A 5,741-nucleotide genomic window follows, 5' to 3' on the forward strand; every position below is an offset into this window, starting at 1 on the left:
TGCCTTGGAACTTCAAACATTAGTAATATCGCCCTGTAGGTTCATGGGGCGTTTACAAATATTTTCGTCCCCGCTTTAGATATAACTGGCAATGATGTTAGGTCAGTCGGTGCTAACTCCGATCAGCAACATCAAATAAGTCTCAGATAAAGGATATTAAAGTAACAATTACACAAATTTCAGGACAATCTCGATTTATACAGTGTAGATTTTCAATTACAGCCTATTTTTGTGGCATACCAGATAGACTCCAGCCAGAGCATGTATTCCCATATGTTACGAATACACCTTTTAAATATGTCGTTGTAAAAATGGCGGTTGCAAATTGTACATGATTGATTCTAAGGAGTATTCTAGCTATGCAACTTTTGGCATTTATACAACATCAACGTTCAAAAGCTGCATTATTGAAGTAACGGAATGATGTTCCCATAAGGCAGGAGAAGGTTGTATGTCTGTATCAGTTACAAAGCAAGCGGATACTTATCTAGAGGCTTTGGCCAAAGCATTAGAGATCCCACAGTCTAGATATGAGCAGGCTGAGAAAAGCTATAAGTCTGTAGGGGAATGGCTTCATAGAGATGAGTCAACGGTAAAAGATTACTCTCCTGACGTGTATGTACAAGGCTCTTTTCGTCTAGGATTAGTCATTAAACCTTTGTCAGCACAGGAAGAATACGATATTGATTGTGCGTGCTCTTTGACTTATCTCGATAAGTCGTCTCTCTCGCAACAAGATTTAAAAGTGCTCATGGGGGATGAACTAGAGTTATATCGCAAAAGCAAGGGTATCAAAAAGCCAGTCGCTGAGCAGAGGCGCTGTTGGAGGCTAGAATATGCTGACGGCGCGCAATTCCACATGGATGTCGTTCCCTGTATCCCAAACGCTGAACAACAACGTCTTCTACTAGAACAGAAGAACTTTGATACTAAATTTGCTGAGACGGCAATAGCTATAACAGATAATGAAGTACTACCTCAGTACTATCAAATTACATCAGACTGGCCGAGATCGAACCCTCGTGGATATGCTGAATGGTTTAAATTTCGAATGGGTGAGAACTTTGAAAGAAAACGCCGCGAAATACTGAAAGAAATGGAAACTAAAGGTATACAAGCCAGTATTGAAGACATCCCGAGTTATCGCGTCAGAACACCCTTGCAATCAGCGATAATGATACTTAAACGTCATCGTGACATGATGTTTGAAGGTAATTCAAAAGATAAACCCATATCAATAATTCTTACAACGCTATCTGCTCATGCATATCAAGGTGAAGATAATATAGGTTCGGCGCTGCTCTCCATATTATTCAAGATGGAGGAAGGAATACACTATGATGGACAGAAGTATGTAATCAACAATCCAACAGATGCCATGGAGAACTTTGCCGATAAATGGGAAACATATCCTGAACGCGCTGAAGCCTTTTTCTCCTGGCTTAGTCAGGCTCGAGAAGATTTTTACTCAGCAGCACAACAAGCTGAACACCGCCGAATGTCGGGTATCCTGGAAAGCAGAATCGGTCAGAATGTAACGAATCTGGTTCACCAAGATCTATTAAGTTTAACAAAATCTGGAGCCTCTAGTTTGTTGTCTGCTGCGACGGCAGCATCAACCTTAGCAACCCCAAACATTGCATTTGGTGATGTTGCAAGAAAACCTAAGAAGCCGGATGGATTTGCGTGATGTGGTGGATTCTTCAAAAAGAAAGGTTTTCTTTAGAAAGAGCGGCTGTATCGGAGCTTGAGTCTAAAATAGGCTGGTTAGAAGTAGGCAAGTGGCAGGCTGATCCAGATAATGAATTGGCAATGTGTTTGACATTTCATGTATTTCATCTAAATACAACTTATCACTTTAAGATGGTGTACCCGAGCGTATTCCCTGATTCACCACCAATGATCTATACAGAAGATAAAACGAGGGTCTCTTTGCATCAGTATGGGCCGAACGGTGAACTATGTTTAGAGCATAGGCCTGATAATTGGCAATCGTCAATAAGTGGCTCAGATATGATTGAAAGTGTTTACCGACTACTTTTAGAAGAGCAGGGAGAAGAAGGGTATATGGCGCATGCACAATCAGCACATATACCTTCCTTAGGGCGTGATACGCGCATCAAAACTTGTCGTTTTTTGCTTGCTGAAGGAGACCTAAATGCACTCAAAGCGCTCACAGAGAGAAAAACAGAAAGAGCTTGGATCAGAGAACGTAAGGTGGGCGGGGTCTTCATTAGTTCTCTTTTAAAGGTGGGAGACAAAGATAATCCAATTTGGACAAGCAATCTCAACTTACCTGACGGTAATAGAGAAGAACAAGCCTTCGTAGTACGTTTTTCTGGTGCAGAAATATCAGAACAACCAGAAGTATCTGATTTAAAAAAATTACTTGAAACATCAGAAATGCTAGAGCTGTATCATGAAGTTCTACAAACAGATTCAATTGCAAACTTGATTATGGGGGATAAAGATAATTGGGTTTTATTGACTCTCTTTGGTTCTATCGATGAACGAAAATTAATACGTTACACGACGATTAAAATACCGGAGCACAAAAATAGATTACCTGATCAATTTTTATCATTGAGCGATAAAAAAGTAGGACTAGTTGGGTGTGGCTCTGTTGGTTCCAAAGTTGCCGCAAGTTTGTGTAGATCTGGGGTAGGAAATTTTTTGCTCATTGATGAAGACATTTTTTTTCCTGACAACATTGTTAGAAATGACTTAGATCTCAACTATGTTGGAGCTCATAAAGCACCTGCATTACAACAGCGATTACAAAACATTAACCCTCGCGTTGATACACAGATCCTTAGATTATCGTTAGGTGGACAAGAAAGCTCTAGTTCAATGTCTGGGGCGTTAGAATCACTCGGTAATTGCGATCTCATTATAGATGCTACAGCAGAGCCTTTAGCATTCAACTGGATTGCGTCTGTTTCAGTGCGCAAGAAAAAACCAATGATCTGGGTTGAAGTTTTTGGTGGTGGAATTGGCGGCCTTGTGGCAAGGTCAAGACCTGAGCTAGACCCTGTCCCACTGTCTGCGAGAGCTCAAATATATAATTGGTGCGAAGGACAAGGTGTAGAGTTCTTGCATAGCACAAAAGCAAATGACTATAGTGCTCAAATGGATGACGATACACCGTTAATAGCAAATGATGCTGAAGTCTCCATTATGAGTGCTCATGCTACTCAGTTCGCAACCGATATTCTAGCTCGACCTGAAGCTAGTATATTCCCTTATTCTGCGTATATCGTTGGTATGTCGTCAGAATGGCTTTTTCAACAGCCTTTTGATACTCGCCCTATCGACCTGCTACCAGAAGGCAAGTGGGGAGAAACTGCTGAACATATTGATTCAGAAGAGATTATCCAAATATTGCAAGCTTACCTGCCACCTAAGGGCCAATTAGATGCAAATAATTCTTCCGAATAGTGTTTTGAAAAAGCTTCGGCTTCATATGTTAAAGGCTGGCAAGCGTGAAATAGGTGGAATGCTTATGGGGGAAGACTTAGGCGAACAGGCCTTCCGGATCGTTGACTTTTCTGTTGATGTGAAAAGAGGGACGACTTCTAGCTTTTTCAGAGATTCTGATGAACACGATTTGGCATTGCAGAAGTTTTATGAAGAAACAGGCTCTGATTACAAACGCTTCAATTATTTAGGAGAGTGGCACACACACCCAAGTTTCTCAGTTGATCCTAGTATCAATGACATCAATGCTATGCAAGGTATAGTTAATGGTGGTGAAAACGTAGATTTTGCGTTTTTATTTATTTCTAGGTTACGTTGGTTTTGGCAGTTCGAGTGTAGTGCTTACCTGTTTATTCGAGGTCATCAACCAATTCAAGTAGAGGTTATTATTGAGAAAAAATAAAGGCATATTACTTTGATAGTTAATTGTCGAGCTTTTATGCTATTTATCACTATTAGCAAGGTAGAGTTAACTTTCGGTATGATTTTAATCAGAATGGCTAACACGTTTTAACACATAGTAACCGACGGTTTTTCGACTAGTAAAATAATTCCCTTGAAGTAATCCATCATCATCCAGACCTAGCTTAAGAATAGCTGTACCCTTATATGGTTGTTGAGGCTGTGAGTGTGATTTGTGTTTTGGGGTGGTTAAAAAAACATAATATAGTTCTGATCTCCCAGTTTCTGCATCTTTTTTAGGCTTAGCCAGTAAAGTTTGAGAGTCAGAATCTTCAGCCTCTACATCCATACCGATATTCAGAAAACTTTGTTTAATCACAGCTCTGCCTTGCGATGTACCTTGCTTTCCTTCCCACTCCCAATGGATCGTCATATCCCATGTCCCGTTTAAGTTGGGGAATAAAAGTCTGTTTAGGATAGGGTATTTCCCCCAAATTCTCTCCCAGCCATAATAAAATAGAATGGCGAGTAGACCATTTAAAACAGCTGAACCGCTAGCTCCTATTGATACAGCTGACAAGAACGATGTACTTTCGTCATACACAGCCCAGAGGATTAGACAGCTAACGACTGCGTATACGACAGCAATGAGGGTAATAACTCTACCTATTGGAATAAGGCTAATCATTATGCTTTCTCAAAATATACTTCTTTGCCACCTACAAAGATAGAAAGGCCATGTCTTTCACTGATAACCCCGGTCATTATTACATCAGGAATTGCTGAGCCGAAAAGAGCAGCTACGAAACGCCCACCTACTGGGCGAACAGTATCGATGTTCAATTCTTTAATAATCGGTGGAGAGAAATACTGAGCGACATGCGTAATTTCTCCTTTTCTATTTAGAATATGAAACCCATCATGATATTTGCTTCTATAGCTAGAAAGCTCTGCCAAAATCTCAACCACCGAACCGGATAACTTTGGTGATGTATCTCGTAGACTTACTATTGGTAAACTCGCAGGAGAATCAGACACAATAACACCAACTCCAGAGAAATCGGAGCAAGCATCGGCCTTAATCTTATACATTAAATCTCTAAAATCGCTTTGTGTCATAATAGCTTCTATACTAGAGCGCTGAGTACTAGGAGCGCCCGAGGTACTTCTTCGATACTTTATGGAGATAATACAGGAAACTCGTACCAAATTTCACACACTAAAATCAGAGATATCAAATTCTTTTCAGCATGATATCAGTAACTGTAGTGAATAAGGGAACTTGGCCTGTCACATGTAGGCTGGTTACATAGTTGCAATACTAGAAGTAATCCGAAAAATCAGGGCTCTGTATGGTTCATTACTCAGAAATGTCCAAAAGCGAGTTGAGTGACAAGTGTACATGTGATCACCAAGTGATCCCATCGTAATGACTATCAACTTCAACTTATAGCAACGCCTTAGTTTTTATGACAAGTTTGCGCTTGGAAAAGCGTCAAAATCAGCCCGATTTACAAAAAATTATGACAACTACTATAATTGAGGTTCAAAAAGAGAAATTACCAAACTAACTCACTGTTAAATATAGAGTTTGTTAGAAATTGTCAAAAGTTGAGTCTAAAAAGATTTCCAAGGGTATGAACTCATGGGTAAAATCTACGACGGTCTGCACCGTATTAGCTTCCTAATTGATGAAGAAGGTCAGATTGAACATGTCTTCAACAAGTTCAAGACTAAGACTCACCACGAAGTGGTTCTAGATTACTTCAATCAAGAAGCTTAAGGGCGATTTGAGTGAGTTAATGACTTAGATTCATCACTTTCTAAGGCAATAGCAACACTCATTAAGCTAATTATTAAGC

Annotated in this window: 5 protein-coding genes and 1 pseudogene; 4 read left to right on the top strand and 2 right to left on the bottom strand. The window is 40.0% G+C overall.

All coding sequences use genetic code 11. The annotated features are described in order from the left end of the window. The first annotated feature begins 451 nt into the window (after positions 1-451). Genes AB4623_RS23260 through AB4623_RS23270 form a run of 3 tightly spaced genes read left to right on the top strand, consistent with a single transcriptional unit; the run spans position 452 to position 3,880 of the window. The gene (locus AB4623_RS23260) at positions 452-1,690 is read left to right on the top strand and encodes a nucleotidyltransferase (protein ID WP_136999093.1); all 1,239 of its coding nucleotides are present in this window, start codon (positions 452-454) and stop codon (positions 1,688-1,690) included. After that, positions 1,690-3,438, top strand: coding sequence for a ThiF family adenylyltransferase (locus tag AB4623_RS23265; RefSeq protein ID WP_206361197.1), 1,749 nt, complete (start codon positions 1,690-1,692; stop codon positions 3,436-3,438). The genes AB4623_RS23260 and AB4623_RS23265 overlap by 1 nt, the downstream gene beginning before the upstream one ends. Then, positions 3,416-3,880, top strand: coding sequence for a Mov34/MPN/PAD-1 family protein (locus AB4623_RS23270; RefSeq protein ID WP_136999095.1), 465 nt, complete (start codon positions 3,416-3,418; stop codon positions 3,878-3,880). The genes AB4623_RS23265 and AB4623_RS23270 overlap by 23 nt, the downstream gene beginning before the upstream one ends. Before the next feature lie 84 nt (positions 3,881-3,964). On the opposite strand, the gene AB4623_RS23275 is transcribed toward AB4623_RS23270, so the two are convergent. Then, positions 3,965-4,567: a hypothetical protein gene (locus AB4623_RS23275; RefSeq protein ID WP_086774688.1), complete on the bottom strand. Its 603-nt coding sequence runs from the start codon at positions 4,565-4,567 to the stop codon at positions 3,965-3,967. After that, positions 4,567-4,998 (bottom strand): diadenylate cyclase, encoded by a 432-nt coding sequence (locus AB4623_RS23280; protein WP_086774689.1) that lies wholly within the window; start codon positions 4,996-4,998, stop codon positions 4,567-4,569. Before AB4623_RS23280 ends, AB4623_RS23275 begins: the two co-directional genes overlap by 1 nt. Positions 4,999-5,518: 520 nt before the next feature. On the opposite strand from AB4623_RS23280, the pseudogene AB4623_RS23285 reads away from it, so the two are divergent. Then, positions 5,519-5,662: pseudogene (locus AB4623_RS23285) on the top strand (thioredoxin-dependent thiol peroxidase); the annotation flags it as partial. Positions 5,663-5,741: the final 79 nt, after the last annotated feature.

Source organism: Vibrio sp. 10N.222.52.C12 (assembly GCF_041474215.1).
Lineage (GTDB): Bacteria > Pseudomonadota > Gammaproteobacteria > Enterobacterales > Vibrionaceae > Vibrio > Vibrio crassostreae_C.

Excerpts from the sequence above, each read along its gene's own strand:
- AB4623_RS23260 (WP_136999093.1), top strand. The coding sequence starts at position 452 with ATGTCTGTATCAGTTACAAAGCAAGCGGATACTTATCTAGAGGCTTTG.
- AB4623_RS23265 (WP_206361197.1), top strand. The coding sequence starts at position 1,690 with ATGTGGTGGATTCTTCAAAAAGAAAGGTTTTCTTTAGAAAGAGCGGCT.
- AB4623_RS23270 (WP_136999095.1), top strand. The coding sequence starts at position 3,416 with ATGCAAATAATTCTTCCGAATAGTGTTTTGAAAAAGCTTCGGCTTCAT.
- AB4623_RS23275 (WP_086774688.1), bottom strand. The coding sequence starts at position 4,567 with ATGATTAGCCTTATTCCAATAGGTAGAGTTATTACCCTCATTGCTGTC.
- AB4623_RS23280 (WP_086774689.1), bottom strand. The coding sequence starts at position 4,998 with ATGACACAAAGCGATTTTAGAGATTTAATGTATAAGATTAAGGCCGAT.